Here is a 25,674-nt window from a genome sequence, read left to right as displayed (position 1 = left end):
CTTGCCATGGGCTGCGCTGAATGCAAGACCCTAGACATGCAACGGGTTTGGATCATTGCCGGTTTCCTGTGTGCGGTCGGTCTGTTATCGGCGGCAGTATGGACCTATGGCTATCGTCAGGCCTTGTCGCAACTGGGTGAAAAGGCTGAGGCTGATCTGGAACTGGCGGCCGACCGTTTGAGCACGCAGATGCAGGTCTATCAGGAAGTGGCAGCCTTGATGGCGGACCATCCTGCGCTTCAGACGCTTGAAACTCCTGTACAGCAATTGGCGGCCCGGAAGGTGTTGCTGGACGTGGCTGACAAGACGGCTGCAATTAACGTGATGTATCTGGATGCCGAGGGTCAGGTTCTTGCTGCGGCGCAACCGGTGCCACGGCGCAACATGTCTGACCATCCCGCATTTGAGCGCGCCATGCAGGGCGCGTTAGGAAGCGCGCATGGTGTCCAGGATGAGAGCGGTGATCGCATCTATTCCTATGCTGCTCCGGCATTTGGTGACTTGGGGCAGATTCAGGGTGCCCTGATGGTGATCGCTGACGTGCAGGATGTTGAGCAGACGTGGCGTGGCAGTACCGACGCGGTGTTTTTTGTTGATACCGATGGTGTCGTCTTCATCTCGAACCGTTCGGACCTGTTGCTGTGGCGGCGCACCGACGGACAACAGGGACTGACGCTCCCAGATGGTGAGACGATTGAATTCGCCTCGGCTCTGGTTGCGGGGCATGAGGTGTGGACGCTGAACTGGGGTCGCTATCTTCCCCGCCGCGCATTGCATCTGACGCTCGATCTGCCGGTGATTGCCATGACGGCGGAGATGCTGGTTGATGTGGCCCCCGCACGGCGTTTGGCGGGGTTGCAGGCAGCGGCGGTTGCGGCCATCTGTTTCGCATTCGGCGCGCTGTTGTTCCTGGCCTCGGAACGGCGGCGGACGTTGGCGGATGCCAACACCGTGTTGGAAAGCCGGGTGGCGCAACGGACACGGGCTTTGACTGCGGCAAACACTGCCTTGCGCCGCGAAGTGGCCGAACGTCAAGAGGCCGAGGCGGCGCTCAAGCAGGCCCAGTCCGATCTGGTACAGGCTGGCAAACTGAGCGCGTTAGGCAAGATGTCGGCGGGCATCAGCCATGAGCTGAACCAGCCGCTGATGGCAATTCGGCAGTTCGCCGATAACGGGTCGGCTTTCCTGGAACGTGGCAAGGACAAAAATGCCGGGGAAAATCTGGGCCGTATTTCCGATATGGCCGCACGCATGGCGCGGATCATCAAAAACCTGCGCGCTTTTGCCAGAAATGAAAGCGAACCGATGGGGCGTGTCGATCTGATACAGGTCCTGAATGCCGCGACAGAATTGACCGAGACCCGGTTGCGGGATGAGGGTATCGAACTGGAATGGGAGTCACTAAAATCTGCGGTCTTTGTCTGGGGCGGTGAGGTGCGTTTGGTGCAGGTATTCGTCAATCTGATCAACAACGCGGCGGATGCAATGGCCAACCGGCCCCAGCGCAATATCTCGATCACGGTTGCGCAGGGGAAGCCTCTGCGTGTTTCGGTTCGGGACACTGGCCCGGGGATTGAAGATCCTGATCGCGTGTTTGAGCCATTCTACACCACGAAAACGGTGGGCACATCCGAGGGGATGGGACTAGGGCTGTCGATCTCTTATGGGCTGGTTCAGAGCTTTGGGGGAGACATTCGTGGTGCCAACACGGATGACGGCGCTGAATTCACCGTTGAGCTTGAACCCTATGAAGAGGACGAGGCTGCATGATCCGCAAAGTGCTGTTGGTCGATGATGATGCCGCTGTACGCGAGGCGTTGGCGCAGACGCTTGAACTGGCCGAATACGAACCCGTTTCTGCCGGGTCTTTTGTTGCGGCCAAGGACCATATTTGCCGTGAATTTGATGGGGTGATCATTTCGGATATCCGGATGCCGGGGCGGGATGGGTTTCATCTGCTGGCCTATGCGCGCGACGTTGATCCTGAACTGCCTGTGATCCTATTGACGGGCGAAGGCGATATACCCATGGCAGTGCAGGCCATGGGACAAGGGGCTTTTGATTTTCTGGAAAAACCCTGCGCTGCGGCAGATTTGCTGGTTGTGCTGGAAAGTGCCATCACCGCGCGGGCCGAGATTCTACACGATCGAGAGCAACGGCGCGAACTTGAGCGAGGTGATCCCGCGGCCCGAATGTTGTTTGGCCTATCCGAGCGGGCCGAGATATTGCGTGAACGTGTGCGCAGCGTGGCGCCGACGCACGCCGAGGTGTTGGTCACCGGACCGGCGGGCAGTGGCATCTCTAAGGTGGCCGAAGTTGTCCACCTGATGTCTCCGGTAGGGCAGGGGCCATTTGTCAAGCGTCCCGCGTCCAGCTTGCAACCAGAGGACTTGCTGCGTGTATACGAGGACGCATCCGGTGGATCGCTGTTTCTGGATGAGGTTTCGGCGATGACGGATACCACCCAGTACGCAGCGCTTGAATTGATCGAGCAGGGGACGGACGCGCGTATCATCGCCGGAACAACTGCTGATCTGGCGGAACTTTCCACACAGGGCCAGTTCAATGCAGACCTGTTCTATCGTCTGGATGTCATGCGAGTGCGCATACCGGCGTTGTCGGAGCGCCCCGAAGATATCCCCATCATTTTCCGACGTTATGTGGCACAAGCCGCCGAGCAGGCCGGTATCGCCGAGCCCGAGATTACGCCGGAGCATCTCGCCTTGTTGATGGCGCAGGATTGGCCCGGGAATGCGCGTTCTCTGATGTCCGCAGCAATGCGTTTTGTTCTGGGAATGCCGGAAGAGGTTGCGCAGGCGGCAGATCAGGGGCTGAACGAACAACTGGCACGGGTTGAGCGATCTCTACTGATCGCGGCACTGGGACGCCATAATGGCAAAGCTGCTGAGGCGGCAAAGTCTTTGAAGCTGCCGCGCAAGACGTTTTATGACAAGCTGGCCCGCTATCAAATCCGACCTGAAGATTACCGCCGATAACGAAATACTCCCGCCAGTTCGGCCAGTATTAACATACTGTCAAAACCGTTGGGCCGGGCAGCCCGCCAGCGCGGGCTGCGGTTGCGCGATCCTTGCAGAGTCGATTCGATCATATTGATTCGGTATTTGTGCGGAAACCCGCACAAGAGGCTGTGAGTGTGTGCGATATTTCGCACAAGCTTCTCACGTGCAGTTTTGTTCAAGTGGTCGATATCGCGTAACAGTAAGAAACAATTACCAAAATCAGGAATACTCTCACAAGCGAACAAATTGTTGAGCGCGAAGTGTCGATTCGGTTCACTCCGCAGCATACGGCGCTGATTGGGCGTCTGATGGAAGTTTTAGTGAAGTCTGGGAGGAAATGACTGATGAAATTCCTGACAACGGCGGCGACCGCAATCGCACTGTCGGTGACCGCGACCGCTGGTATGGCGGCCTGCGAAGATGGCGAGATTGTCGTCAAGTTCGCGCATGTGACCAATACTGACAAACACCCCAAGGGCATTGCCGCCTCGTTGCTGGAGCAGCGCGTCAATGACGAGATGAACGGTGTGATGTGCATGGAGGTCTATCCGAATTCGACCCTCTATAACGATGACAAAGTGCTTGAGGCGATGCTGCAGGGTGATGTGCAGTTGGCCGCGCCGTCGCTGTCGAAGTTTGAGAAGTTCACCAAGCAGTTCCGCCTGTTCGACCTACCGTTCATGTTCAAGAACATCGATGCGGTGGATGCGTTCCAGGCCTCGGCAGACGGTCAGGCCATGAAGGACAGTATGCAGCGCCGTGGCCTGCAGGGGCTGGCCTTCTGGCATAATGGCATGAAGCAGATGTCCGCGAACAAACCCTTGGTGGATCCGTCGGATGCCGATGGGCTGAAATTCCGTGTGCAGTCCTCAGACGTTCTGGTGGCACAGATGGAAGCGATCGGTGGCAGCCCGCAGAAAATGGCATTCTCGGAGGTCTATGGTGCGCTGCAACAGGGTGTTGTGGACGGGCAGGAGAATACCTGGTCGAATATCTACGGCAAGAAGTTCTTTGAAGTTCAGGACGGCATCACCGAAACCAATCACGGTATCATCGACTATCTGGTGGTCACATCGGTGGATTGGCTGGACAGCCTGGACCCCGAAGTTCGCGATCAGTTCCTGACCATCCTCGCCGAAGTGAGCGAGACACGGAACAAGGAAGCCTTTACCGTGAACGAAGCTGCCAAAGCCTCGATCACTGATGCAGGCGGTATCATTCGCGACTTGAATCCCGAACAGCGCCAAGCCTGGGTCGATGCGATGAGACCCGTTTGGGACAAGTTTGCCGGTGACGTTGGTCAGGATAAGATCGACGCCGCACAGGCGATCAACGCCGGGTTCTGATCCCGGAATAGGCCGCGCGTCCGGGGACTGGGGAGTTATGGACGCGCCGGCTGGGCGGGCCTTTATGGCCCGCCGCACTCCCTCCACTCTCATCACAAAAATGCGGGGACAGAGAGATGTCTGGTGCGAAATCCGCCCAAGGCGGGCTGATCGACCATATCGAAGAAACCATGATTGCATGTCTGTTGGGCCTGATGACGATTGTCACCTTTGCCAATGTGATCGCGCGGTTCGTGTTTAACTCTAACATTCTTTGGGCGCTGGAACTGACGGTATTCACCTTCGGTTGGTTGGTACTGCTGGGCGCGTCCTACGCAGTGAAAAAGCACGCGCATTTGGGTGTTGATGCGATCCTGAATATGCTCGCACCTGCGCCGCGCCGGATTCTGGCGCTGATTTCGGTAGGCTGCTGCCTGGTGTTCTCACTGCTCTTGCTCAAAGGTTCGTATGATTACTGGGCCGTATTTGCCGACCTGCCGCCAACATCAGGCCGCTGGTTCCCGACCGGCTTTGACATGAGCGCCCGTAGCCAAAGCTTCTACGAAGTTGACGACATTCCCATGGTCGCACCGCTGCGCTTTCTGGAAGACTTGATCAACTATGGCGAATATTACGAGAAACTGCCCAAGGTGGTTCCTTACTTCGTCCTGCCGCTGTCGATGCTGCTGCTGGTGATCCGTTTCGCACAAGTTGCTGTACAAATCTGGCGCGGAGAGACCGACCGCCTTGTTGCCAGCCACGAGGTTGAGGACGAGATCGAAGAAGTTCGGGCTCAGCAAGGGGAGCATGACTGATGGATGTTATCCTTCTCTTTTCGATGGTTATCGGCCTGCTGCTGATCGGTGTTCCGATTGCAGTTTCTCTTGGCCTCAGCTCGACCCTGTTCCTGCTGATCTATTCCGACAGTTCTCTGGCTTCGGTCGCGGGCACGCTGTTCGAGGCGTTCGAGGGGCACTTTACCCTACTGGCGATCCCGTTCTTCATCCTCGCGTCGTCTTTCATGACGACAGGAGGCGTGGCACGCCGGATTATCCGGTTCTCGATTGCCTGTGTTGGGCACTTGCCTGGTGGTCTGGCGATTGCGGGTGTGTTCGCCTGTATGCTGTTCGCAGCCTTGTCGGGATCGTCTCCGGCCACGGTTGTGGCGATTGGTTCGATCGTGATCGCAGGGATGCGGCAGGTAGGGTATTCCAAGGAATTTGCAGCCGGTGTGATCTGTAACGCCGGTACGCTGGGCATTCTGATCCCACCGTCGATCGTGATGGTCGTCTATGCCGCAGCCGTCGAGGTATCGGTTGGCCGCATGTTCCTTGCCGGCGTCATACCCGGCCTGATGGCGGGTCTGATGCTGATGATTACGATCTATATCATGGCCAAGGTCAAAAACCTGCCCAAAGGCGAATGGAAAGGGTGGGGTGAGGTCTTCACCTCAGCGCGCGAGGCCGGTTGGGGCCTGTTCCTGATCGTGATCATTCTAGGCGGAATCTATGGCGGCATCTTCACTCCGACCGAGGCCGCAGCTGTGGCTGCCGTCTATGCGTTTCTCATTGCAAGCTTTGTCTACAAGGACATGGGGCCACTCAGCACAGATGGGGATTCAAAGAATACCTCGCTGCTTAAGAAGCCCTATGCGCTGATTACGGCCTTTGTTCACCCCGACACAAAACACACGCTGTTCGAGGCTGGAAAGCTGACCGTGACGCTGTTGTTTGTGATCGCCAACGCGTTGATATTGAAGCACGTTCTGACGGACGAACAGGTGCCACAGCACATTGCCAGCGCGATGTTGTCGGCGGGTTTGGGGCCGGTGACGTTCCTGATCGTAGTCAACGTGATCCTGCTGATTGGCGGTCAGTTCATGGAGCCATCGGGCCTGCTGGTTATCGTGGCGCCTCTGGTCTTCCCGATTGCGATCGAACTGGGCATCGACCCGATCCATCTGGGCATCATCATGGTGGTCAACATGGAGATCGGGATGATCACGCCTCCGGTTGGTCTGAACCTGTTCGTGACCTCGGGCGTGGCGGGGATGCCGATGATGAGTGTGGTGAAGGCGGCACTGCCGTTTCTGGTCGTGCTTTTCGTCTTCCTGATCATGGTGACGTATATCCCGTGGATATCGACCTTCCTGCCCAATACCTTCATGGGGCCGGAGATCATTACCAACTAGATCAGATATAACGAGTAGAAGAACCGGGCGGCGCAATCCGACCGGTTTTCTTTGAGGGCTTGTTTTGGGCGGGATTGCTCTTACGTTTGAGCGCGAGGACGACCTCACCATCGTGGATGATCATTCGGGACGACCCGAACTCAAGAAGTGAGGTGTTCTTATGCCATGGGTTTTGCTCGCATTCGCAGGACTGCTTGAAATCGTCTGGGCCGTTGCGATGAAACAAGCGGCCGGATTTACACGATTGTGGCCGACTATGATCATGGGTGTTTCGATGATCGGATCCTTTGGTCTGCTCGCGCTGGCGATGCGTGATCTGCCGCTTGGTACCGCCTATACAATTTGGACAGGGATCGGCGCCGTGGGTGCATTTACTGTAGGCATCCTGTTCCTTGGTGAAGCTCTCACCCCGATGCGGATGATCGCCGCTGTTCTGATTGTAACCGGCTTGGTTGTAATGAAGCTGGCCTAAAGTCACTTATGCCTTTTCAAGAGCCCGAATGATGCCAGAAAAATCTTCGGCTTTCAGACTGGCTCCACCCACCAGTGCGCCATCGACATTTGAAACCCCGAAGATTTCGACCGCATTGCTGGGTTTGACTGAACCGCCATAAAGCAGGCGGACCGATCGCCCCACACCTTCGCCAAAACGGCGTTCGAGCCGGGCGCGGATAAAGTCGTGGACTTCTCCGATTTCTTCCAGTGTCGGTACCTTGCCGGTGCCAATGGCCCAGATCGGTTCATAGGCCACAATCAGGTTTTCGCCGGTCGCCTGATCCGGAATCGACCCTGACATCTGGCCGCCGATGATATCCAGTGTGTTCGCCGCCTCACGCTGGTTCAGGCTTTCGCCGACGCAGATGATTGCCTTCAGACCGGCATCCATCGCAGCACGGGCCTTGGCGCGAATCTCTTCGTTTTGCTCACCGTGATCTTCCCGGCGCTCGGAATGGCCCAGAATCACCGCGTTCGCACCGGCGTCCAGCAGCATCTCGGCGCTCAGATCCCCCGTATGGGCACCCGATACTGCGGCGTGGCAATCCTGCCCTCCAATCGCGATTTCAGACCCTTCAACTGCGGCGGCAGCACGGTGCAGCAAAGTTGCCGGAGGGCAGATGAGAATCTCGGCCGGGGATGACGGGTGTGCAGCGCGCAGCGCCTTAAGTTCGCTCAGCGCAACGCCGGTGCCATTCATTTTCCAGTTGCCTGCCGCTAACTTGCGTCGCATTGCCATCCCTCCAGTTTTATGTGTTGTGCATCCCGGATATCACCCGCAAGCAGGGCTGACAATTCCGGTTGCAGACTGCGAAAGGCAGAGAGACATTGCGCAGGAAAATACAGAGGACGGCATGATTGAAAATCTAAACCTCGCAATGCTGGATCAAGGCGATCCGGTCGAAATGGACAAGCTGAGAGATGCCGTTGGCCGGGTCGGTTTTCTGACCATTTCCAATACCGGGCTCAGTGCTGAACGGGTGCAGCAGGTGATTGCGACTTATCGCAAGTTCTTTCACCAGCCCGACGATTTCAAGCAAAGTGTCGATATGGCGGCAACCGGCGCAAATCGCGGTTGGGGCGCGTCACGCTCTGAGCAGGTCGATCCCAATGCCAACCCGGATTACAAAGAGGTTTTTGATTGCGGCTTTGAGCTGCCGTCCGACAATCCATATGCTGATCGCGGGCTGGGTGTGTACGCCCCGAATCTATGGCCTTCAGGCGATGCTGTTTTCCGCACCACCATCCAGTATTACTATTCGGACGCGTGTGCTGTCGCGATGCGGGTTTTGCGCGCCATAGCGGTTGCCATTGGTCGCAATGCGGACAGTTTTGATGCTGCCTTTGATACTCCCATGGCACTTTTGCGTGGTAATTTCTATCCGCAACGCCCTGATTGGGCAGGGGAAAACGATTTTGGCATTGGTGCGCATACCGACTATGGCTGCCTGACCTTGCTGGCCACCGACGGTACGCCTGGCCTTGAGGTTCGTATGCCCAGTGGTGAGTGGCAGGCAGTAGTGGCCGCGCCCGATCAGTTCATCATCAATTTCGGCGAAATGCTGGAATTCTGGACCGCCGGAGAGATCAAGGCGACTGAGCATCGGGTCAAGGGCAGCGCGGACGAGCGGATTTCAGTTCCGCTGTTCTTCAACCCCTCATATGACACCAATGTCGCCCCACCATCCTCTGGCACGACGATCCGCGCCGGCGAGCATCTGACGCGGCGTTTCAAAGAGACCTATGTGCATCTGCAAGCAGTGTCTTAACGCTCGGTGGCCAGCGTTTCGTCGAACTTGATCGATTCGCCGCAGCCGCAGGCGTCTACCACGTTGGGGTTGCGAAACTTGAAGCCGGATTCCAGCAATGAGACTTCGTAGTCGATCTCAGTTCCGAACAGAAACATCTGTGCCATGGGTGCGATCATTACCCGGGCACCGTCTTGTTCGACGACCTCATCGTTCGAGTCGGACTCGTCAACATAGTCCATGGTGTATTCCATACCTGCACAGCCGCCTTTTTTGACGCCGATGCGCAGACCGGCATGGCTGCCGATTTTCATCAGCCGAACAATCTGTTCAGCCGCTTTAGGTGTAATGGTCACGGCTTGTTTGCCGGGAATGCCAAACATGATGGGCTCCGTTTTCGCGCGTTACGTCCAATTTAAGACCGAGACACGCCGGGCTCAAGAGCGTAGGGATACAAATCCCGCACTGTTGGTGGGTTGATTGGAAAAGCCAGATGGCATTAGCGTACAAGATAGAACCGATTGTTTGGAAGTAATCCGAAAGAGGCGTGAAGAAATGGCAGCAATTTCAAAGCAGATGATTGGACGAGGTGTTTCGATTGGATTGGTGTGTGTTGCGTTGGTTTGTCCGGCCCTTGCCGCGGATGACAGCAAGCGGCACCCGGTCAACTGCTCCACTGCTCCGGGCGATCTGCGCGCGATTGCTGCGGAAAAGAAACACGCAGAAGATCAACAGGTTGAAAGCGTTGTTTCAATTTTGCCCGCGGGTGCCTTATTGGGTCTGGTCACTGGAACAGAAAACAAGCATCTGAAGATGCTGTCAGGGGATTACATCAAACAATTGGATGCCAGAGCGGCTGAAATCAAATCGACCTGCGGGATCGACTAACATCCGTTGGCAGAAAAAGACCGCCCTCGGGCAAGGGCGGTCAAAATTCAGGGCAGATCTGGTATGGGGACGGCAGATTATTGGCCCAGACGCCAGCAAAGCGGGGATGATCGATGCCAGCGCGGCAAACATGCCTTTGGTTTATGTCGCTAAGAATAAGGATTGGTAACAGGTTTATTACCATTTCATGACAAGCGTCAAAATTCTGTAGATTGATGCGAGTTACATAAACCCGAGCTCAAGGCGGGCTTCGTCTGACATCATCTCCATGCCCCAAGGTGGCTCCCAAGTGAGTTCGACATCTACTTCCTTGACGCCCGCTACGGGTTCTATCGCTTCTACGATCCAGCCAGGCATCTCGCCCGCAACCGGGCAACCGGGCGCTGTCAGCGTCATGATTACTTTCACGGCGTTTTCGCTGTTGATGTCGATCGTGTAGATCAAGCCCAGATCATAAATATTGACCGGAATCTCAGGATCAAAAACCGTCCGACAGGCTTCCACAACGTGTTCGTACAGGGGGTGCTCGATGGTTGAAGGTGCAATCAGCGGGCTGCCTTCAAACTGTTCGCTGGGATGGGTCATTGAAGCCTCGGGTCTGTTACCTGAGAAATTATATAGGGAAAGTGCGGGGCAGCGTCCAGAGGGGGCGTGGCGCCTGTTACGGGCGCCACGCGTGGTCAATCATTAATGTCGTGGTTGAAGGTTTTCACTTGCCCATGGGGCAATGCAAACATTCGCCGCAACACCAGCCATGCGATCAGCGACAGAACTGCGAAGATCAGCAGCAGAATAGGCAGGCTCGGGGTCACACCCGGGATCAGCAGCAAGAGCCCAGTGATCGCCGCACCGATTGCAAAGCCCAGAAAGATGAAACCGGGCAGAACAACTTCGACAATTGCCAGAACGAGGGCACCGGCCAGCCATATCCACCAGGTCAGCCAGAAGGGATCTGCCATTACTTGCCTCCTTTTAGCATGTTGAAGGCGTTTCCGAATGCTTCTAGCGCGTTGGCAGGAACAACGATGGTTTTCGAGCCGCTTCCGGTGCCAAGTGAGTTTAGAGACTCCACCTGCTTCAAAGCCACCTGGTATTGCGCTGCCTCGATGCCGTTGTCTTGAATAGCCTTGGCAACAACTTCGGTCGCGAAGGCCTCGGCCTCGGCCTGAATGCGGCGGGCTTTGGCGGCCTGCTCGGCTGCATAAAGCTCAGCATCAGCGTGAAGTTCGACAGAGCGTTTCTGACCTTCGGCTTCAGTCACCTGTGCACGACGCGCGCGTTCAGCGTTCAGCTGCTGCAGCATCGCATCGCGGGTGGCCTGATCCAGATTTACGTCCAGAATCTCGGCGCGGGTCACTTCGATCCCCCAGTCATCCACTGCTGTTTCAACACTTTCCTGAATGCGCGTGATCAGTTGTGCGCGGTTCGACTGAACCTCATCGAGATCCATTTTACCAATCTCGGCACGCACGATACCTGCCACAGTGGTAGCAATCGCACCGTCTACGTCACGGATACGGTAGACCGTCTTTTCGGGTTCGAGAATACGATAGAATACCGAAGTGTCGATCTGCACCAGAACATTGTCTTTGGTGATCGCATCCTGCGTTGCGTTGGGAAGCTGACGTTCCAGAATGGATATCTTGTGGCGCGCAACATCCAGAAAAGGAACGATGAAATTGATGCCAGGCCCGAGAACCGAATGCAGGCGGCCAAACCGTTCCACAACATATTTCTCGGATTGGGGAACGATTTTGATCCCTTTCAGGATAACGATGACGATAAAAGCTGCCGCCAGTAAATAGATGATGTTCGATGTAAGCAGTCCGATGATTTGGTCTTCTGTCATAACTGTCCTCATTATTGTGTACTATAGTATACATTTGGGGATTGAGTCGCCCGATTTCAACTCTGGTATGGATTGAGTCGGCAGGAATGCAAGTGTTTGAAAGCACTAAAGCGGTGCGGGATTTCACCTTGTGGCCGCTTTGCATCCGGTGGCGTTTGCGGTATCGGGCGGGGATGAAACTGATAATCGATACTGACCCCGGCATAGATGATGCCATGGCCATCGCCTATGCCGCCGCAGCGCCCGATATCGAATTGATCGGCCTGACGGCTGTTTTCGGCAATACTCATGTACGTCAGTCCAGCCGCAACGCGCGCTACCTGGTAGACAGGCTGGGCATGAACATTCCGGTTGCTGAAGGTGCGCCGTTCGCGCGTGGTGAAAGCAGCCATGCTCCGTCCGAGCATGTGCACGGGCCGGAAGGGTTTGGGGATTTCACCGAAATCCCCCAGATCGGAGAAAACCATACGCTGCCAGCGGCTGAGTTTCTTGTCGAAATGGCGCGGGTGCATCGGGGTGAATTGGTTGTCTGCGCTGTCGGACCATTAACCAATATCGCGGATGCGATACGGCTGGACCCTGAGTTTTCGAGGAACCTGTGCAAACTGGTCATCATGGGCGGCGCCGTGTTCTGCCGCGGAAACATCACGGAACATGCCGAGGCCAATATATACCACGATGCCAAAGCCGCGGATGAGGTCTTTGCCGCGCCGCCACCCACCGTGTTGGTTGGATTGGATGTGACGCTCAAGACCCTCTACGAGACTGCGGATTTTGATGATCTGGCTCGGCGTTCGCGCGATATGGGTGGGTTCCTGCGGGATATTTCTCGTTTCTACCTCAAGTTTTACAAGGAAATCGGCGGGCTGGAAGGGTGTGGTCTGCACGATTCGACCGCCGTAATCGCCTGTACTCATGAACCGATGTTTGAAATGGTTGATACGGGTTTGAACGTGGTACTCGACGGGCCTGAAATCGGCGCGACCCGTTGCGACCCGACACGCCCTCTGGTGCAGGTATGTCGGGATGTGGATGGGGCAGGGGTTGTGCGTCTGTTTACCGAGCGGGTGAGCTCGCTGCCCTGACGGGTTGCATTGCACCTGCAGATCGGGCAAAGCCTGCCCGGTTCCGCGACCCGAGGCCCCAAGATGACTGACCGTTTCTCGTTTGACCTGAAAGCCACCGATGGCAAAGCCCGCACAGGCGTGATCAACACGCCGCGCGGAGAGGTGCGGACGCCTGCGTTCATGCCGGTCGGAACTGCGGCGACGGTAAAGGCGATGATGCCTGAAAGCGTGCGCGCGACCGGTGCGGATATCCTGCTGGGTAACACCTACCACCTGATGCTGCGCCCCACGGCCGAGCGGATTGACCGGCTGGGCGGGCTACACAAGTTCATGAATTGGGAGCGCCCGATCCTAACTGACTCGGGTGGGTTTCAGGTGATGTCGCTGGCCGGGCTGCGCAAGTTGACCGAAAAGGGCGTGACCTTCAAATCGCATATCGATGGCTCACGGCATGAGCTCACTCCGGAACGCTCGATGGAGATCCAGCGGCTGCTGGGATCAGATATCGTGATGTGTTTCGATGAATGCCCGGCGCTGCCCGCAGACCGCGAGCGGATTGCTGAGTCGATGCGCCTTTCGATGCGATGGGCGGACCGGTCTCGGGACGCATTCGGGGATCGCCCGGGACACGCGCTATTTGGCATAATGCAGGGCGGCCTGGAACAGGATCTGCGTGAGGAAAGCGCCGAAGCATTGAAGCAGATAGGCTTTGAAGGCTACGCTGTTGGCGGCCTGGCTGTTGGTGAAGGTCAAGAGGCCATGTTAGATTGCCTCGACTATGCGCCCGATTTCCTGCCCGAGGACAAGCCGCGTTACCTGATGGGTGTGGGCAAGCCGGACGACATCGTAGGCGCAGTCGCGCGCGGCATCGACATGATGGATTGCGTATTGCCCTCACGGTCCGGTCGAACGGGTCAGGTTTTCACACGTTACGGCGTGATCAACATCAAGAATGCCCGTCACGCCGATGATCCGCGACCGCTGGATGAGCAGTGTAGCTGTCCGGCCTGTTCAAGCTACTCACGGGCCTATCTGCACCACGTGTTCCGCTCGAATGAAATGATTTCGGGTATGCTGCTGACATGGCACAACCTGCATTACTTTCAAGAGATCATGCATGGGATGAGGGACGCGATCGCCGGGGGCGCCTTTGCTCAATGGCAGGCTCGCTTTCAAGCGCAACGGGAACAGGGCGATATTGAGCCGCTTTAGATTGTGGTCCGAGCGGTGACAAACGTCGCATTATTTGCTATACTGTCCCCGGTTTGTTTTATCGATTTCATTTGTTTTGTTTAGGAGGATTCAATGCCTCGCTTTCTTATTTCTATTGCAATCGTTCTTTGTGCGTCGACCTCGCAGGCTGACGTCTGGACATTCGAAACCCCGTCCGAGAACATCCAGTGTGTGGTCGGAGAGGGGGCTAGTGTCTCGGACCTGTCGTGCACCATAATCGAGCGCAGCGGCGCACCCGCTTTTCCTCGGCCAGCGGATTGTCAATCGGACTGGGGTCATGATTTTTTCATGACTAATACCGGCGCAGTGCGAATGCTGTGCCAGCCATTGAACCATAATCGCGACGGGTTTGATCGTGCGGAGTATGGTATCACCGGAACGTTTGGCGGTTTTGTCTGCCATTCCTCGAGAAAGGGACTGGAATGCCGAAACGAAGTCGGCCACGGCTTCTTTTTGTCCCGGGCCAAACAGAGTGTGTTTTGACCTGCGCGTGGTGATTTAACACCCAACTTGTCGTCGTGTTTCGTCGAAAACGGTGGATATGTCTGCGGGATGCCTTGAAGTCGCCAAATCAACGGGTCATTCTGCATCACGACAAACGGCGATGAGGTTGAAATAGGGGTGCAGGTGCCCCACCTTTATCGTCCAAGACAGGAGACAGCCAATGGTTGCCTGATTCAGGGACCAGCGCCGTCTTGCCAATGATAAGGATAGAGCATGCAAGAGCCTCTGAATTCCTCATACCCCGTTCTGCCGCTGCGCGATATCGTGGTTTTCCCACATATGATCGTGCCGCTGTTCGTGGGCCGAGATAAATCGGTCCGCGCGCTGGAAGAGGTGATGCAGGATGACAAGCAAATTCTGTTGTCCAGCCAGATTGATCCCGGCGAGGATGATCCCGAAATCGACGGTATCTACCGCTCGGGCGTTCTGGCCAACGTTCTGCAACTGCTGAAGCTGCCCGATGGCACCGTGAAGGTGCTGGTCGAAGGTCAGGCGCGTGTACAGATCACGGAATTTCTTGAAAATGATCAGTTTTTCGAAGCCAGGGCCGAGTATCTGACTGAAATTCCGGGTGATGTCACAACGACCGAAGCGCTGCTGCGCGCTGTCACCGACGAGTTCGAGCGCTATGCCAAGGTGCGTAAGAACATCCCCGAAGAAGCGTTGGCCGCTGTGGGTGAAACCACCGAGTCCGCCAAGCTGGCTGATCTCGTATCGGGTCATTTGGGGATCGAAGTTGAGCAAAAGCAGGAGTTGCTTGAGACGCTCTCGGTCAGCGAGCGGCTTGAGAAGGTCTATGGCCTGATGCAAGGCGAAATGTCTGTCCTGCAGGTCGAGAAAAAGATCAAGACCCGCGTCAAATCTCAGATGGAGAAGACGCAGCGCGAGTATTATCTGAATGAGCAGATGAAAGCCATTCAGAAGGAGCTGGGCGACGGTGAGGATGGCAGCAACGAAGTTGCCGAGTTGGAAGCGAAAATCAACGAGACCAAACTGTCGAAAGAAGCGCGCGAAAAGGCGGAAGGCGAGCTGAAGAAGCTCAAGAACATGTCGCCCATGTCGGCCGAGGCCACTGTTGTGCGCAATTATCTCGATTGGATTTTGGCTCTGCCGTGGGGCACGAAATCCCGCGTCAAAAAGGATCTGGGTCGCGCGCAGGACATTCTGGACGCCGATCACTATGGCCTTGAGAAAGTCAAGGAACGGATCGTTGAGTATCTGGCGGTTCAGCAGCGCTCGAAAAAGTTGAAAGGCCCGATCATGTGCCTTGTTGGCCCTCCGGGTGTGGGTAAAACCTCGCTTGGTAAGTCTGTCGCACGTGCGACGGGGCGTGAGTTCATCCGCATCTCGCTGGGCGGTGTACGTGATGAATCCGAGATCAGAGGTCACCGTCGGACTTATATCGGGTCGATGCCCGGTAAGATCATTCAGGCGCTGAAAAAGGCGAAAACCACAAACCCGCTGATCTTGTTGGATGAAATCGACAAGATGGGACAGGACTTCCGTGGTGACCCGGCCTCGGCAATGCTGGAAGTGTTGGATCCGGAACAGAACAGCACGTTCATGGACCACTATCTTGAGGTCGAATATGACCTGTCGAACGTGATGTTCCTGACCACTTCGAACAGCTACAACATGCCTGGGCCTCTGCTAGACCGGATGGAGATCATTCCGCTGGCCGGTTACACCGAAGATGAAAAGAGCGAGATCGCCAAGCAGCATCTGATCAGTAAGCAGGTCAAGAACCACGGCCTGAAGGACAAAGAGTTCGAACTGACAGATGACGCGCTGCAGTCGATCATCCGCACCTATACGCGCGAGGCGGGTGTGCGGAACCTTGAACGCGAGATTGCTAAGGTGGCGCGGAAGTCGCTGACCAAAATCATCAAGAAAGAGGCTGAAACCGTTTCGGTGACGCCGGAAAATCTGGATGATTTCCTTGGCGTGCCCAAGTTCCGCTATGGGCTGGCCGAACAGGATGATCAGGTCGGTGTTGTCACAGGTCTGGCCTGGACGTCTGTTGGTGGCGATTTGCTGCAAATCGAGGCGCTGAAACTGCCCGGAAAAGGCCGGATGAAGACCACCGGCAAGCTGGGTGATGTGATGAAAGAATCTATCGACGCTGCCTCGTCTTATGTGCGGTCAATTTCTCCTCAGATCGGGGTGAAACCACCGAAGTTCGACAAGATCGACATCCACGTTCACGTGCCTGACGGCGCAACACCCAAGGATGGGCCGAGTGCCGGTTTGGCCATGGTAACGTCGATCGTTTCGGTGCTGACCGGTATTCCGGTGCGCAAGGACATCGCCATGACCGGCGAGGTCTCATTGCGGGGGAACGCGATGCCAATTGGTGGACTCAAGGAAAAACTGCTGGCTGCCCTTCGGGGCGGGATCAAGACGGTTTTGATCCCGGAAGAAAACGAGAAGGACCTGGCGGAAATTCCGGACAACGTGAAAGAAGGGCTGAAAATCATCCCGGTCAATCACGTCTCGGAAGTCCTTGAACATGCATTGGTGCGTAAGCCCGAGTCGGTGGATTGGGATGAGGCTGCTGAGGAAGCGGCTGCTGCTGCAGCAAAAGCAGCGGAAGGTGCTGGTCCATCTGCAACCGCACACTGACATTGTTGCATGAGAATAAAAGAGGCGGGGTCAATCCCCGCCTTTTTTCGTTCAAAGGCCTATGACGGGCTTCGCTGGGTCGAGCACTTCTTCGTCAGCGATGTAGGCTTGGAATTTTTCGTCAGACAGGGCCGAGCGTATGGCGAGTGCGAAAATCACCGTCGAAAACGCGACACACAGCAGAATATCCCAACCGAATGGGATTTGTTTTTGCGCACCTTCTCCAAACTGACCCATGTAAGAAATCAAGCCCAACCCACAGAAATATGGCATCAGCCAAAGCGCCTCGGTCGCGTCCATTTCGTCGAGCCGGTTGTGGAAGCGGACCAGCAATAGCACCATGCCGATGATCAGCGCGATCCCCAACCTCCAGATTGTATCCCAGCCGCTCCAGTACACAATCAGTGTTGAGATCGCGAAGGCTGTGATGCCGACCAGCTTGACGGCGGGGATACGGATTGAGCGCGGGTGATCCGGCAGCAGATCACGCAGGCATACTACGGCGATGGGCCCTACCGCAAAAGACATCACGATTGCAGCGCCGTTCAGTGCGATGATAGTCGTGAAAGGGATGGTAAGCAGAAACAGTGTGCCGATCAGAAAGTTCAATGCCAGTGCCCATAAGGGTACGCCAAATGAAGACAGCATCTGCAGACGTTTCGGCAGAAAACCGTTTTGCGACAGCGCCAGGGCGATTCGGGCATTTGATCCGGTCGCAACAAGCCCGTTGCCGAAGGGGCCGATAACTGAGCCCACGTTAAGAAGGCTGAGAAACCACAAGAGCCCGACCGACATGAGGACGCCGTCCAAAGGTCCTTGCCCGCCAAAGCTCAGGTTTGCCCACCCCTTGCTGATCATCGTCGGCTCAAGCGCGCCGATAAAGGCGACCTGCAGTCCAAGATAAATCAAGGCGCAAAGAACGATGGACAGAATCAAAGCGGCAGGGATGGCGAATTTCGGATTGCGAACTTCGCCTGCCATATCAACCACATGACGAAAGCCGATAAACGAAAATATCACTCCACCGGTTGATACTGCGGCCATAACCCCCTTGAGGCCGTAAGGCGCGAAGCCATCAGGCGTTGTAAAGTTCTGAACATCAAATCGGGTTGCGATCAGCAATACGGATAGCACGATTGGAATGGCGATCTTGGCCCATGTCAGTGTGGCGTTAACTTGAGCAAAAAATTTGACACCCAGCGCGTTTACCGCGACGAACAGCAACATGAACAGCAACGCGACCGAAACACCGGCTCCGGTCAGATCGCCGGTATCCGCAGTGTGGAGCCATGGGGCGTAAGGCGCGAGGTATTTCAGCATAGCCTCCACCTCGATCGGTGCAGTGGTGTTGTAACCGATCCATGCCGTCCAGCCCATTGCCATCGAAACGATATTACCGTGCGAAAACTGCGGAACCCGCGCTATCCCGCCTGGGATTGGCAACATGGCAGAAATTTCGGCGAATGTGATTGCCAGGATAAACATGGCAACGGCGCCGATAATCCAAGACAAAATAGCGGCAGGGCCTGCGTGCTGCACGGCGAGCAGTGGTCCGAACAGCCAGCCGGATCCAATGATGCCTCCGACCGAAATGAAGGTCAGGCCAACCAGACCAATTTCCCGCTTCAGATGAGCCATGCAGTATTTCACCAAGGAATTCCGCCCAATCGGCGGCTATCGGTATCAGGATACGCGGGCAGCAGGAAACATGACAAGTCCCGAAAACTATGCAGAAATCTGTGGGTTGATGCGATTTGTCCGGATCAATGTCGTGGCGATCGTGATTGCATCCCACAAAGCCTGATTGACTGATTAGAATGTTTGAGATGGAAACGAGACGGAACTTAGGGCAGGCTGAATACCTGCGCCAAGGTAGGAGAACCCAGGATGCCTCAGTACAACGATCTGTTTGAGCTTTCGGTCGAGGATATGGATCTGATCGAGGAGGCCATGCGCCACGTCATTGCAGCCAGATCACCGGCGCAGGAAGATGAGGGGGGCGAAGCCAGAGAAGCCCGCGAGAAATTTGTGCGAAATGCCCATGACCTATTGGGGCGACTTCATGATCAGAAGATTTTTTACCGTCCCAAAACTGGCGTCTACGTCGGTGGATAGTGTCGCGTCACATGGATGAAAGCTTGGATATACTTTAGCATACACTTCTAAGTCATTGAAACATATGGTGGGTGATAAGAGATTTGAACTCCTGACATCTTCGATGTGAACGAAGCGCTCTACCACTGAGCTAATCACCCATGGCGGGCTCAGATATAGAAGCCGAGATTTATCCGCAAGCTTAAATCTTTGTGTGTAGGGACTGGCAAGAGATTTTCATGACGCATTTGCCCTGTGCAATGTTGATGGCATTGGAAAAATTCGTGATTAGGCAAAAAACTTGAAAACGCCGCTTGACGCTGCACAGCGGTAGCCATAATACACCCCAACGTTCAGAGATGAACGGGCAGTGGGCGGTTGTAGCTCAGTTGGTTAGAGTACCGGCCTGTCACGCCGGGGGTCGCGGGTTCGAACCCCGTCAACCGCGCCATCACTGTCAGCCTTTGGTCCGGGCAAACGGATCGCACATAGACCCTAAATGCGCGGTTGTAGCTCAGTTGGTTAGAGTACCGGCCTGTCACGCCGGGGGTCGCGGGTTCGAGCCCCGTCAACCGCGCCATTTCTCCTCAGATGCAAAACTCAGACGTTCATAGTGGCGTTTTAAAGCCGACAACCAATCGGTCATGTGGTTTATTGTGCAAAAAACACCAGAGGCACGCAGTGACCAGTTTGAATCGAGTCATAATGGCCCGGCGCAGCCGGCAGTGGATACGCGACCTAAAGCCCGATACGCTTGACGCCGTTGAAATCTCGGGCTCGTGGGGTAGGCAGTTCGGGTTTCGCAGCTACGAACAGGTTTGGCACGCCCGGCATGACATCTGCACTGGACCTGTTTTGGATGATCAGGCGCAGGTTCTTAAATTTGATCTGGTTCTGGCCAATCAGGTTTGGGAACATCTGGATCGCCCCTTAGAAGCAACGCTGAATGTGCAAGAGATGTTGCGACCCGGCGGATATTTCTGGCTGGCGGTCCCATTCTTCATCCCGTTTCACGCCGCCCCACACGATTGCTCTCGGTGGTCCGCGCGTGGGTTGAAAAACTTTCTGACCGAGTGCGGCTTTGATCCCGCACATATTCGAGCAGAACAATGGGGCAATCGGCAGGCTGCGTTGCGCAATCTCGAACTTGACTGGCCACCGATCTATGATCCCGAGAAGGACAATTTGGACAATGATCCCGATTTCCCGATCTGCGCATGGGCGCTGGCGCGGAAATCGGATGATTAGGCGGAACGGGCCAAAAAACCGCCTGTTCATACTTTGTTCTAATTTTTCGGTTGGAGACTCAGCGTTGCTCGCCTATCTCTAGGGCGTTGGTTGTTGGGGGCCGAGATGGCTGAGCTTAAGAATATCGAAGTGCGCGGCGCGCGCGAGCATAACCTAAAGAGTATTGATGTCGACATTCCGCGGGATCAGCTGGTGGTGATCACTGGCCTGTCAGGCTCGGGTAAGTCTTCGTTGGCATTTGACACAATCTATGCCGAGGGTCAGCGCCGGTATGTCGAAAGCCTGTCGGCCTATGCACGTCAGTTCCTGGATATGATGGAAAAGCCCGATGTGGATCACATCAGCGGTCTGTCTCCGGCAATTTCGATTGAACAGAAAACGACCTCGAAGAACCCGCGCTCAACTGTCGGAACCGTGACCGAGATCTATGACTATTTGCGCCTGCTTTTTGCCCGCGCAGGTACGCCTTACAGCCCGGCCACAGGGCTGCCGATCGAGGCGCAGCAAGTGCAGGATATGGTCGACCGGATCAAGTCTATGGACGAGGGGACACGCGGATATCTGTTGGCACCGATCGTGCGAGACAGGAAGGGAGAATACAGGAAAGAGTTCCTTGAACTGCGAAAGCAAGGTTTTCAACGCATCAAGGTGGATGGTGAATTTTACGAGTTGGATGAACCCCCAACGCTCGACAAGAAATTTCGTCATGACATCGACGTCGTGGTTGACCGTCTGGTTGTACGCGAAGGGATGGAAACGCGTCTGGCCGACAGTCTGCGCACCGCGCTTGATCTGGCAGATGGGATTGCGATTCTTGAAACCGCGCCCAAGGAAGGCGACCCCGAACGGATAACATTTAGCGAGAATTTCGCGTGTCCCGTCAGCGGATTTACCATCCCCGAAATCGAACCACGCCTGTTTTCATTCAATGCGCCGGTTGGGGCTTGCCCACATTGCGATGGTCTTGGAGCCGAGTTGTTTTTTGACGAACGGCTGGTTGTGCCTGATCAAACGCTGAAACTCTATGATGGGGCTTTGGCGCCGTGGCGCAAGGGTAAGTCGCCTTATTTTCTGCAGACCATCGAAGCCATTGCGCGACATTACGAATTCGACAAGAACACGCCTTGGAAGGATTTGCCCAAGAAGGTCCAGCAGGTGTTTCTGCGCGGCTCTGGTGACGAAGAGATTCAGTTTCGGTACGACGAAGGCGGGCGAGTATATCAGGTTACGCGAAGCTTTGAAGGCGTCATTCCGAATATGGAACGCCGGTATCGCGAAACTGACAGTGCCTGGATACGCGAAGAATTCGAGCGCTATCAGAACAACCGGCCTTGTGGGACCTGTGAGGGGTACCGCCTGCGCGCCGAGGCCCTGGCGGTCAAGATTGCCCGATTACATGTAGGACAGGTGGTCGAGATGTCGATCCGCGAGGCGCTGGCCTGGGTCGAGGAAGCACCGAAGCATCTGAGCGTGCAAAAGAATGAGATCGCACGCGTCATTCTCAAGGAGATTCGTGAGCGGCTAGGATTCCTGAATAATGTGGGTTTAGAATATCTTACGCTGTCACGATCAAGCGGCACTCTGTCCGGGGGCGAAAGTCAACGAATCCGGTTGGCCAGCCAGATTGGCTCGGGTCTGACAGGTGTTCTGTATGTGCTGGACGAGCCCTCGATCGGTTTGCATCAGCGTGATAATGACCGTCTTCTGGGAACGCTCAAAAACCTGCGTGATCAGGGTAATACGGTCATTGTGGTTGAACATGACGAAGAGGCCATCCGCGAGGCGGATTACGTCTTTGATATCGGCCCCGGCGCCGGGGTACACGGAGGACAGGTGGTCAGCCATGGCACACCTGAACATATCTCGGCCGATGCGGCCTCGATCACCGGTCAGTATTTATCTGGTAGTCGCGAAATCGCCGTGCCGATCGAACGGCGTAAAGGCAAAAAGCAGAAGGTCAGCGTAGTCAAAGCCACTGGTAACAACCTGAAAAATGTCACAGTCGACTTCCCATTGGGCAAATTTGTCTGTGTCTCGGGTGTCTCGGGGGGCGGCAAATCCACGCTGACGATCGAGACTTTGTTCAAGACAGCCTCGATGCGATTGAACGGAGCCCGCCAGACGCCAGCGCCTTGCGAAACGATCAAAGGTCTTGAGCATCTGGATAAAGTCATCGACATTGATCAGCGGCCGATCGGGCGAACTCCGCGTTCGAATCCAGCGACTTACACGGGGGCTTTCACGCCGATCCGCGACTGGTTCGCCGGTCTGCCAGAGGCCAAGGCGCGTGGTTATAAGCCTGGGCGATTCAGCTTCAACGTCAAAGGTGGTCGATGCGAGGCTTGCCAGGGCGATGGTGTCATCAAGATTGAGATGCACTTTTTGCCCGACGTCTACGTGACTTGTGAGACCTGCAAAGGGGCGCGCTATAACCGTGAAACACTGGAGATCAAGTTCAAGGGCAAATCCATTGCAGATGTGCTTGATATGACAGTGGAGGACGCGCAGGAGTTCTTCAAGGCTGTGCCATCGATCCGTGACAAGATGGACGCTTTGGCACGGGTGGGGCTGGGCTATATCAAGGTTGGCCAGCAGGCGACCACGCTGTCCGGTGGTGAGGCGCAGCGGGTTAAGCTTTCAAAGGAACTCAGCAAGCGTTCGACTGGGCGTACGCTATATATCCTTGATGAACCGACCACCGGTCTGCACTTTGAAGATGTGCGTAAGCTTTTGGAAGTGTTGCACGAATTGGTGGATCAGGGAAATACGGTAGTCGTGATTGAACACAATCTGGATGTGGTTAAAACCGCCGACTGGATCATCGATATCGGTCCGGAAGGTGGTGATGGAGGTGGAAAGATCGTGGCCGAAGGTACTCCGGAGGAGATTGCCGAATACGAGCGCAGTCATACCGGTCGATATCTCAAGCCGATGTTAAACACTGAGCGTGTGGCTGCGGAATAACAACGATCAGTAAAGGATATCGGCTACCGCGCCGATCAGGTTCAGCACTTTGTGCGTTTCGGGATCGATTTTATAAACATAGTCGCCCGCACGCACATAGTTGCCGCCGCGTCGCAAACCATAGCGATAGGGGTCGTCGATCCAAATGTAGTCATCAAGCCGGTCACCAGTCCGGTAGAACTTTTTGGCTTGGCCGGGCGGAACACAGGGAACAGCTTTCTTCGCCAGTCCTGGAGGACAATGGCCTGCATTGCCACGCACCACGCCAGATTGCGGTGAGACCCGTTCGACCTGCAGTTTGGACTTATTCTTGCCTTTGCTATTCCCGTTCCCGGCTAATGCAACAGCAGGGCTCAGCGCGATCAGGGCAATCATTGAAAGGCTGGACAGGGTTTTCATAGAAGCGCGCTCCGGCGTTGGTGTTTGGGTTGGTTTGCATATTACCCGAACACCTATGGGCGCGCCTCTATGTATTCCAGCCCCGTGCGGATTTCCGCCGCCAGATGGCTAGTTGCGGCTGCGCTTTTCGAACCGAGGCAACATGGCGCTGAAGTCGCGACCCAAGCCTCCCTCGTGTTCGACAAACTGCTCGTAGAGCTTTGTCGCGATTTGCCCCATGGGAGTATCGGCATCAGCACTTTCAGCGGCCTGTTGGCTGAGGCGTAGATCTTTCAACATCAGTTCAGCGGCAAAACCGGGGTTGTACTCATTGTCGGAGGGACTTTCGGGCCCAACGCCGGGCGCTGGACAATAGGCATTCATTGTCCAGCTATAGCCAGAAGAGGTGCTGACCACATCGAACATTTTTTGCCGGTCCAAACCCAGCTTGTCGGCGAGGGCAAATGCCTCACAGGTGGCAATCATTGTCACACCGAGGATCATGTTGTTGCAGATCTTTGCGGCTTGACCTGCGCCTGCCTCACCACAATGAACGGCTTTCTGACCCATGATGTTGAACAACGGTGCGGCCTTGGCAAACGCGGCTTCAGAACCGCCGGCCATAAAGGTCAGCGTTCCTGCAGCCGCGCCGCCGATCCCTCCGGAAACTGGTGCATCAACCGACAAAAGACCGGCGTTGGCGGCTTGCTGCGCCACGGTGCGTGCGCTGTCGACATCAACTGTTGAACAATCAATCAGGACTGCTCCGTTATGCATCGCAGGGATTACTTCATTCGCAACGGCGCGTAGAATTTGCCCGTTGGGCAGCATGGTTATGACAACTTCTGCATCCGTTGCGGCGGCGGTCCCGGAAGCGGCCATTTTGACGCCTTCAACAGCAACATCAGCCTGATCAAAACCAATTACATTATGTCCCGCGCGTGCCAGATTGGCAGCCATTGGGGCGCCCATGTTGCCCAGACCTATGAATGCGATGTTCATACCTTACTCCTCTGAAAAGCTTAATGCATCGGCGCCAAGTGGCTGCAGCATTTTGGATATAGCAACCGCAGGTACATCCAGATCGGCGTACTGCCAGTTTGGATTGCCATCCTTATCGATAATTAGGGCCCGAATGCCCTCCAGAAAATCTCCGTGCTCCATCGCGCGAAAGGTAAATCGGTACTCCAGATCCAATGCTTTTTGCAGCGTAAGCCCGGCCCCTCTCAGCCGGTGCAGCATCTCAACCGCACAGGCCATTGCAATCGGAGAGTTTCGGTGGAGTTTATCGAGAATTTTCGTTGAAAATTCTTTATCCGCGTTGCGCAAGCTGTTCAAAATGTCGCTGAGGCTTTCTCCGCCAAAGAATTTATCGATGTCTTGCTGCATGTTCGACAAGGGGCTATCCGGGGCTGGTGCAGAATGCTCCTCTATCAGTTCTGTTTGCCCCGACGCTTCCAGCAGGTCGATCAGTTCGGGCCAATGCTCTTGTGGGATAAAGAAATCAGCAAACCCGGAATAGATCGCATCACCGGGGCCCATGCGATAGCCAGTTGTACCCAGATACTCACCCAATCGTCCGGGGGCCAATGCAAGCATCAACGATCCGCCTACGTCAGGGACGAGGCCGATCGAACATTCCGGCATTGCGATCTTTGAGCTTTCTCCCACGATGCGGTGGCTGCCATGGCATCCAATGCCAACCCCGCCGCCCATTGTAAAACCTTGCAGGAAGCTGATCACCGGCTTGGGGTATTCAAATATCTGAGCGTTCAGGCGGTATTCGTCTCGCCAGAATTTTTGGCCATAGCCGAAGTCTCTTTTAGTGCCAGTCGCATAGAGCTCGGCAATGTCACCACCTGCGCAGAAGGCTTTTTCACCCTCGGCATCGAGTATGATCAGATCAACCTCATCATCCTCACGCCAGTTGCGCAGAGCGGTATCAATGGCCATGCACATTTCATAGCTCAAAGCATTCAAGGCACGTGGTCTTGTTAACGTGATGCGTCCGGCCCGGCCAGTTGTGCGGATATCAATATCGGACATAG

At 55.5% G+C, this 25,674-nt stretch carries 25 protein-coding genes and 3 tRNA genes; 18 read left to right on the top strand and 10 right to left on the bottom strand.

The genetic code is table 11. The features are described from left to right. The first annotated feature begins 36 nt into the window (after positions 1-36). The 6 genes from BLU89_RS04565 to BLU89_RS04535 all read left to right on the top strand — a co-directional run bounded on the left by BLU89_RS04565 (position 37) and on the right by BLU89_RS04535 (position 7,008). Positions 37-1,770, top strand: coding sequence for a sensor histidine kinase (locus BLU89_RS04565; RefSeq protein WP_074736390.1), 1,734 nt, complete (start codon positions 37-39; stop codon positions 1,768-1,770). Next, positions 1,767-2,996, top strand: coding sequence for a sigma-54-dependent transcriptional regulator (locus BLU89_RS04560; protein WP_074734825.1), 1,230 nt, complete (start codon positions 1,767-1,769; stop codon positions 2,994-2,996). The genes BLU89_RS04565 and BLU89_RS04560 overlap by 4 nt, the downstream gene beginning before the upstream one ends. 368 nt (positions 2,997-3,364) lie before the next feature. Continuing rightward, positions 3,365-4,366 (top strand): DctP family TRAP transporter solute-binding subunit, encoded by a 1,002-nt coding sequence (locus BLU89_RS04550; protein ID WP_074734822.1) that lies wholly within the window; start codon positions 3,365-3,367, stop codon positions 4,364-4,366. 116 nt (positions 4,367-4,482) lie between these two features. Continuing rightward, positions 4,483-5,160, top strand: a complete 678-nt coding sequence (locus BLU89_RS04545) for a TRAP transporter small permease (protein ID WP_074734821.1) — start codon at positions 4,483-4,485, stop codon at positions 5,158-5,160. Beyond that, positions 5,160-6,536: a TRAP transporter large permease gene (locus BLU89_RS04540; RefSeq protein WP_074734819.1), complete on the top strand. Its 1,377-nt coding sequence runs from the start codon at positions 5,160-5,162 to the stop codon at positions 6,534-6,536. The genes BLU89_RS04545 and BLU89_RS04540 overlap by 1 nt, the downstream gene beginning before the upstream one ends. Positions 6,537-6,696: 160 nt before the next feature. Continuing rightward, a complete protein-coding gene (locus tag BLU89_RS04535; RefSeq protein WP_074734817.1) occupies positions 6,697-7,008 on the top strand; it encodes a DMT family transporter in 312 nt (103 codons plus the stop codon). A gap of 6 nt (positions 7,009-7,014) precedes the next feature. On the opposite strand, the gene tpiA is transcribed toward BLU89_RS04535, so the two are convergent. Beyond that, the gene (gene tpiA, locus BLU89_RS04530) at positions 7,015-7,764 is read right to left on the bottom strand and encodes a triose-phosphate isomerase (RefSeq protein WP_074734815.1); all 750 of its coding nucleotides are present in this window, start codon (positions 7,762-7,764) and stop codon (positions 7,015-7,017) included. A 121-nt stretch (positions 7,765-7,885) separates the two neighbouring features. On the opposite strand from tpiA, the gene BLU89_RS04525 reads away from it, so the two are divergent. After that, positions 7,886-8,800 (top strand): isopenicillin N synthase family dioxygenase, encoded by a 915-nt coding sequence (locus BLU89_RS04525; RefSeq protein ID WP_074734813.1) that lies wholly within the window; start codon positions 7,886-7,888, stop codon positions 8,798-8,800. On the opposite strand, the gene BLU89_RS04520 is transcribed toward BLU89_RS04525, so the two are convergent. Further along, positions 8,797-9,162 (bottom strand): HesB/IscA family protein, encoded by a 366-nt coding sequence (locus BLU89_RS04520; protein ID WP_074734811.1) that lies wholly within the window; start codon positions 9,160-9,162, stop codon positions 8,797-8,799. The two genes, BLU89_RS04525 and BLU89_RS04520, sit on opposite strands and share 4 nt — an antisense overlap. Positions 9,163-9,334: 172 nt before the next feature. Between BLU89_RS04520 and BLU89_RS04515 the strand changes: the two genes are divergently transcribed. Continuing rightward, positions 9,335-9,667, top strand: coding sequence for a hypothetical protein (locus tag BLU89_RS04515; protein WP_074734809.1), 333 nt, complete (start codon positions 9,335-9,337; stop codon positions 9,665-9,667). Between the two features lie 222 nt (positions 9,668-9,889). Here the strand turns inward: BLU89_RS04515 and BLU89_RS04510 are convergent, their stop codons facing one another. From BLU89_RS04510 to BLU89_RS04500, 3 genes are all read right to left on the bottom strand, one after another. Further along, a complete protein-coding gene (locus BLU89_RS04510) occupies positions 9,890-10,252 on the bottom strand; it encodes an SUF system Fe-S cluster assembly protein (protein ID WP_074734807.1) in 363 nt (120 codons plus the stop codon). Between the two features lie 95 nt (positions 10,253-10,347). Continuing rightward, complete coding sequence (locus BLU89_RS04505) at positions 10,348-10,626, bottom strand: NfeD family protein (protein WP_074734806.1); 279 nt, start codon at positions 10,624-10,626, stop codon at positions 10,348-10,350. Then, positions 10,626-11,516: an SPFH domain-containing protein gene (locus BLU89_RS04500; RefSeq protein ID WP_074734804.1), complete on the bottom strand. Its 891-nt coding sequence runs from the start codon at positions 11,514-11,516 to the stop codon at positions 10,626-10,628. The genes BLU89_RS04505 and BLU89_RS04500 overlap by 1 nt, the downstream gene beginning before the upstream one ends. 92 nt (positions 11,517-11,608) lie before the next feature. On the opposite strand from BLU89_RS04500, the gene BLU89_RS04495 reads away from it, so the two are divergent. From BLU89_RS04495 to lon, 4 genes are all read left to right on the top strand, one after another. Further along, positions 11,609-12,601: a nucleoside hydrolase gene (locus BLU89_RS04495; protein ID WP_245709657.1), complete on the top strand. Its 993-nt coding sequence runs from the start codon at positions 11,609-11,611 to the stop codon at positions 12,599-12,601. 63 nt (positions 12,602-12,664) lie between these two features. Then, positions 12,665-13,795 carry a tRNA guanosine(34) transglycosylase Tgt gene (tgt, locus tag BLU89_RS04490; protein WP_074734802.1) on the top strand — a complete coding sequence of 377 codons (1,131 nt, stop codon included), beginning with the start codon at positions 12,665-12,667 and terminating at the stop codon, positions 13,793-13,795. Positions 13,796-13,888: 93 nt separating this feature from the next. Next, positions 13,889-14,299, top strand: a complete 411-nt coding sequence (locus BLU89_RS04485; protein WP_074734800.1) for a DUF6636 domain-containing protein — start codon at positions 13,889-13,891, stop codon at positions 14,297-14,299. A 234-nt stretch (positions 14,300-14,533) separates the two neighbouring features. Next, positions 14,534-16,942, top strand: a complete 2,409-nt coding sequence (gene lon, locus BLU89_RS04480) for an endopeptidase La (protein ID WP_074734798.1) — start codon at positions 14,534-14,536, stop codon at positions 16,940-16,942. Between the two features lie 51 nt (positions 16,943-16,993). Here the strand turns inward: lon and BLU89_RS04475 are convergent, their stop codons facing one another. Further along, complete coding sequence (locus tag BLU89_RS04475; RefSeq protein ID WP_074734796.1) at positions 16,994-18,580, bottom strand: APC family permease; 1,587 nt, start codon at positions 18,578-18,580, stop codon at positions 16,994-16,996. On the opposite strand from BLU89_RS04475, the gene BLU89_RS21490 reads away from it, so the two are divergent. Continuing rightward, positions 18,579-18,746 (top strand): hypothetical protein, encoded by a 168-nt coding sequence (locus BLU89_RS21490; protein WP_176797655.1) that lies wholly within the window; start codon positions 18,579-18,581, stop codon positions 18,744-18,746. The two genes, BLU89_RS04475 and BLU89_RS21490, sit on opposite strands and share 2 nt — an antisense overlap. Positions 18,747-18,829: 83 nt before the next feature. After that, the gene (locus BLU89_RS04470; RefSeq protein ID WP_074734794.1) at positions 18,830-19,057 is read left to right on the top strand and encodes a hypothetical protein; all 228 of its coding nucleotides are present in this window, start codon (positions 18,830-18,832) and stop codon (positions 19,055-19,057) included. 65 nt (positions 19,058-19,122) lie between these two features. Here BLU89_RS04470 and BLU89_RS04465 read toward each other — a convergent pair. Continuing rightward, positions 19,123-19,197, bottom strand: a tRNA-Val gene (locus tag BLU89_RS04465). Positions 19,198-19,410: 213 nt separating this feature from the next. On the opposite strand from BLU89_RS04465, the gene BLU89_RS04460 reads away from it, so the two are divergent. The 4 genes from BLU89_RS04460 (at position 19,411) to uvrA (ending at position 23,248) form a co-directional block, all read left to right on the top strand. Further along, positions 19,411-19,487: transfer RNA gene (locus BLU89_RS04460), tRNA-Asp, on the top strand. A gap of 52 nt (positions 19,488-19,539) precedes the next feature. Beyond that, positions 19,540-19,616: transfer RNA gene (locus BLU89_RS04455), tRNA-Asp, on the top strand. A 125-nt stretch (positions 19,617-19,741) separates the two neighbouring features. Beyond that, positions 19,742-20,284 (top strand): methyltransferase domain-containing protein, encoded by a 543-nt coding sequence (locus BLU89_RS04450; RefSeq protein WP_143030514.1) that lies wholly within the window; start codon positions 19,742-19,744, stop codon positions 20,282-20,284. Between the two features lie 105 nt (positions 20,285-20,389). After that, positions 20,390-23,248: an excinuclease ABC subunit UvrA gene (gene uvrA, locus BLU89_RS04445; protein WP_074736384.1), complete on the top strand. Its 2,859-nt coding sequence runs from the start codon at positions 20,390-20,392 to the stop codon at positions 23,246-23,248. 6 nt (positions 23,249-23,254) lie between these two features. Here the strand turns inward: uvrA and BLU89_RS04440 are convergent, their stop codons facing one another. The 3 genes from BLU89_RS04440 to BLU89_RS04430 form a co-directional block, all read right to left on the bottom strand. Further along, on the bottom strand, positions 23,255-23,647 hold the full coding sequence (locus tag BLU89_RS04440) for a hypothetical protein (RefSeq protein ID WP_074734790.1): 393 nt from the start codon (positions 23,645-23,647) through the stop codon (positions 23,255-23,257). Between the two features lie 108 nt (positions 23,648-23,755). Beyond that, positions 23,756-24,628, bottom strand: coding sequence for a 3-hydroxyisobutyrate dehydrogenase (gene mmsB, locus BLU89_RS04435; protein WP_074734788.1), 873 nt, complete (start codon positions 24,626-24,628; stop codon positions 23,756-23,758). Between the two features lie 3 nt (positions 24,629-24,631). Then, on the bottom strand, positions 24,632-25,672 hold the full coding sequence (locus tag BLU89_RS04430; protein WP_074734786.1) for an enoyl-CoA hydratase/isomerase family protein: 1,041 nt from the start codon (positions 25,670-25,672) through the stop codon (positions 24,632-24,634). Positions 25,673-25,674: the final 2 nt, after the last annotated feature.

The organism is Ruegeria halocynthiae (genome assembly GCF_900106805.1).
Classification (GTDB): Bacteria; Pseudomonadota; Alphaproteobacteria; order Rhodobacterales; family Rhodobacteraceae; genus Ruegeria; species Ruegeria halocynthiae.
The sequence above is the reverse complement of the archived record's forward strand: the minus strand, read 5'-3'. Positions and strand labels throughout refer to the sequence as shown.

Coding starts and splice junctions, on each gene's coding strand:
- BLU89_RS21490 (WP_176797655.1), top strand. CDS start 18,579: ATGCAGTATTTCACCAAGGAATTCCGCCCAATCGGCGGCTATCGGTAT.
- mmsB (WP_074734788.1), bottom strand. CDS start 24,628: ATGAACATCGCATTCATAGGTCTGGGCAACATGGGCGCCCCAATGGCT.
- BLU89_RS04440 (WP_074734790.1), bottom strand. CDS start 23,647: ATGAAAACCCTGTCCAGCCTTTCAATGATTGCCCTGATCGCGCTGAGC.
- uvrA (WP_074736384.1), top strand. CDS start 20,390: ATGGCTGAGCTTAAGAATATCGAAGTGCGCGGCGCGCGCGAGCATAAC.
- BLU89_RS04560 (WP_074734825.1), top strand. CDS start 1,767: ATGATCCGCAAAGTGCTGTTGGTCGATGATGATGCCGCTGTACGCGAG.
- BLU89_RS04525 (WP_074734813.1), top strand. CDS start 7,886: ATGATTGAAAATCTAAACCTCGCAATGCTGGATCAAGGCGATCCGGTC.
- BLU89_RS04485 (WP_074734800.1), top strand. CDS start 13,889: ATGCCTCGCTTTCTTATTTCTATTGCAATCGTTCTTTGTGCGTCGACC.
- BLU89_RS04500 (WP_074734804.1), bottom strand. CDS start 11,516: ATGACAGAAGACCAAATCATCGGACTGCTTACATCGAACATCATCTAT.
- BLU89_RS04505 (WP_074734806.1), bottom strand. CDS start 10,626: ATGGCAGATCCCTTCTGGCTGACCTGGTGGATATGGCTGGCCGGTGCC.
- tgt (WP_074734802.1), top strand. CDS start 12,665: ATGACTGACCGTTTCTCGTTTGACCTGAAAGCCACCGATGGCAAAGCC.
- BLU89_RS04475 (WP_074734796.1), bottom strand. CDS start 18,580: ATGGCTCATCTGAAGCGGGAAATTGGTCTGGTTGGCCTGACCTTCATT.
- tpiA (WP_074734815.1), bottom strand. CDS start 7,764: ATGCGACGCAAGTTAGCGGCAGGCAACTGGAAAATGAATGGCACCGGC.
- BLU89_RS04470 (WP_074734794.1), top strand. CDS start 18,830: ATGCCTCAGTACAACGATCTGTTTGAGCTTTCGGTCGAGGATATGGAT.
- BLU89_RS04510 (WP_074734807.1), bottom strand. CDS start 10,252: ATGACCCATCCCAGCGAACAGTTTGAAGGCAGCCCGCTGATTGCACCT.
- BLU89_RS04450 (WP_143030514.1), top strand. CDS start 19,742: ATGGCCCGGCGCAGCCGGCAGTGGATACGCGACCTAAAGCCCGATACG.
- BLU89_RS04515 (WP_074734809.1), top strand. CDS start 9,335: ATGGCAGCAATTTCAAAGCAGATGATTGGACGAGGTGTTTCGATTGGA.
- BLU89_RS04545 (WP_074734821.1), top strand. CDS start 4,483: ATGTCTGGTGCGAAATCCGCCCAAGGCGGGCTGATCGACCATATCGAA.
- BLU89_RS04520 (WP_074734811.1), bottom strand. CDS start 9,162: ATGTTTGGCATTCCCGGCAAACAAGCCGTGACCATTACACCTAAAGCG.
- BLU89_RS04565 (WP_074736390.1), top strand. CDS start 37: ATGCAACGGGTTTGGATCATTGCCGGTTTCCTGTGTGCGGTCGGTCTG.
- lon (WP_074734798.1), top strand. CDS start 14,534: ATGCAAGAGCCTCTGAATTCCTCATACCCCGTTCTGCCGCTGCGCGAT.
- BLU89_RS04535 (WP_074734817.1), top strand. CDS start 6,697: ATGCCATGGGTTTTGCTCGCATTCGCAGGACTGCTTGAAATCGTCTGG.
- BLU89_RS04550 (WP_074734822.1), top strand. CDS start 3,365: ATGAAATTCCTGACAACGGCGGCGACCGCAATCGCACTGTCGGTGACC.
- BLU89_RS04430 (WP_074734786.1), bottom strand. CDS start 25,672: ATGTCCGATATTGATATCCGCACAACTGGCCGGGCCGGACGCATCACG.
- BLU89_RS04540 (WP_074734819.1), top strand. CDS start 5,160: ATGGATGTTATCCTTCTCTTTTCGATGGTTATCGGCCTGCTGCTGATC.